Origin of the sequence: Microcystis sp. M061S2 (assembly GCF_020245605.1) — a bacterium.
Classification (GTDB): Bacteria; Cyanobacteriota; Cyanobacteriia; order Cyanobacteriales; family Microcystaceae; genus Microcystis.
Map to the genome: position 1 here is coordinate 1 of NZ_JADBUP010000089.1, position 2,602 is coordinate 2,602.

Below are 2,602 nucleotides of genomic sequence, written 5' to 3' on the forward strand. Positions count from 1 at the left end.
AAGTTTGAAGTGGGAAGTTTGAAAAAAATTGCTTACTGCGTATCACTTACGGCTTACTCCTCGCGTCGTCGAGCTAAGCCGTTGGCGACTGCATCTAGCAATCGCGCTTGCCCAAGTCGTCGTCCGTTGTCGTAGACGATAGGCAGCCCTTTGCGATGTCGCTCATAACGCACAATGATCTCTCGCCCTCGCATGTCGATTGGCGATTCGTAGCGGTCTCCTTGGAAGCTAAATGTGTTGTCTTTCTTGACCGTGCGAGTATCCTCGGCGTAGAACAACTCGTCGGTGTCTTGCGAGGGACTGAGGAATCGAATGCGCGAGAGATCGACACCGAATCGATCGATGGGCTTCATACCCAGAGTGGAATGGATGGTCGCGTTGTAGTCCTGTTCGACCCAGTCGGTGAACTGCCGATTCAGCGATTGAAGCGAACTGAGATCAAGATTGCGAATGAGGAACTGGTCGCGAACTCGGCGAAAGAAGCGTTCGATCTTTCCCTTGGCAGACGCGTCTCGAACGGCCGTGTGACGCAGAATGCAACCCACTCGGGCACAGATGAGCGTAATTTCTTGTGAGCAGTAGATGGAACCGTTGTCGACAAGCAATTGCTCGGGCAATCCACGTTTGTAGAAAGCGCTACGCAGAGCTCGAATCATCGTATCGGTGTTCTCCTCCAGGAAGAATTCGCCATGACACAAGACTCGGCTAGCGTCATCGATAAAAGCGATCAGCTTGGTCTGCTTACCACCGATATGAGGGCCGAACATCGTATCGGCCTGCCAAAGCTGGTTGGCATATTGCATGCTGAAGGCGAGTCGCTGCTTGTTACTTTCGCTTGGATCAGGTTTGAGCAACTCGTACTTTTCGACCATTCGGCTGAACGTATTGCGTGCGATCTGATTTGCTTGTAGCAAGCCTTTTTCGATGCAGAATCGGTAGATGGCGGTCTTGTTGGGGGGCCAAGTGTGCTTTCTGCTTTTGTCCGATTCTTTTTGGCGAAAGTGAGGCAACGCTTGGTTGATGGCTTCGAGGACTTCCTCGGGAGTTGTTTTGCGAGGTTTTCCTTTGTCAGACCGAGGCGAAGCGTCCATTCCAGTAATGCCGTAATTTTTGTAACGGTAGTACCAGGTCTGAATGGTCCGCCAAGTAAATCGATATTGGTTCCCCTCCTCGTCGAGGAAGGTCATCTCGGCAACGCTGCGGACCCTTTGGTCGCGCGTTTTGCCTGGCGCGATATCGAGCGCACCGAGGACTTTCATTTTGAGATAGATCGACGGATTCTTCACTGCCATAGCTCCTTGTTGTTGCGGGCCGAATTGTGCTCGTGTTTTGATAGGGGCGAAACGATCCTGCAGAAATCTAAATCCGTTTTCACGTAGGTCCATCGCCGAGTTGTGTTGTTGATGCTCGTGCGTTTTTGGATGCCGAATGGTTGCGATAGCAATTCGGCCAAGAAGACTCTTGTCAGCTCCTTCAGAGCGACCAACGATGCCGTTTTGAGATAGAGGATTGGAGTCCATTTGTGACGAGCTTGCCGTTGGCGCAGGCTCTCGCACAGTCCACTTAACGGCGGCACATGTGATGAAGGACGTTAGGCCTCAGATGAAGAATGTTTGAAACGTTGCGGCAAATGCCGCAATTGGCGAGAGCGCATGCCGGTGAAACGCTTTTGCGAGATGGGCCAAAGTAAGCTGTGCAGGCGAGTTGGACTCGATTCGCGGTGGCTCGCACAAAGCGTTGAGAGCCGTTCGGATGGCGACTTGAGCACCGAGGAATCGTTGCCAGATGCGATAGGCAGTTGAGTCACTCAAAGTGCACTTCAGCAAGCGAAAGGCTTGGATTTTGTTTCCCGAGTCTACTGCGTTGGAGAGAAACTGCCACAGGCTATCAGCACAGAGGAACAAGTGTTTGATTTTATCAGCGGTCCAGACGCTGAAGGTTCTTCCGCATCCGATAGCAAGATGTCGGTTGGAGCAGAAGACACGAACGGCGCGCGCAGCACGAACGGTATCGCCTAGGTTGTTGGGGAAGAATCCAATGAGCGATCCATGCTTGATAAGGAAACCAGTTTTTTTGCAATGTGGGCAAGGGGTGATTTTGAGTTTTGCAAGAAATGCTTCGACATCAGTCTTGGAAGCGTAGATCTGGCTACACACGGCAGATCCTTTCGATCGGTTTTGAAATCTCCATCCCAAGGATAAGAGTTTCGCAATCGGAAATCCGCAGAGTCGTAGAAACGGTCTCAAAAAAGGGCGGGGTAAAGGCGGGGTACAATGTTTGGAGAAGATGGACGGGCTGCGGAGGCGGGATGCAGGCTGGCCGAATTGTCGCTGTAAAAAACGCTTCGAACTACGATAACAACTCGGATCAAAACCAGCGGGTTATGCGACCACAACGCGGCCCGGAACACGTATCATGCGACGGGAGCCTTGAACCAACTGAAACTGGATAATGCGACGGTCAGCACTCGAACGTACGACGCAGGTAGACGTCTTACAAGCGAAGTACTCGGCAACGGGATCACGGAAACCCGCACGTACAGCAACGACAATTTATTGACGGCGATCAATTATTCGAATACATCGTTGGGGCACTTGACGTA

Annotated in this window: 2 protein-coding genes; both read right to left on the reverse strand. The window is 51.8% G+C overall.

The genetic code is table 11. The features are described from left to right. Positions 1-53 precede the first annotated feature (53 nt). Positions 54-1,520, reverse strand: coding sequence for a DDE-type integrase/transposase/recombinase (locus IM475_RS15815; protein ID WP_287728192.1), 1,467 nt, complete (start codon positions 1,518-1,520; stop codon positions 54-56). Between the two features lie 78 nt (positions 1,521-1,598). Beyond that, entirely contained in the window at positions 1,599-2,156 is a 558-nt protein-coding gene (locus tag IM475_RS15820; protein ID WP_287728194.1) for a hypothetical protein, read from the reverse strand. Between the last annotated feature and the right edge of the window lie 446 nt (positions 2,157-2,602).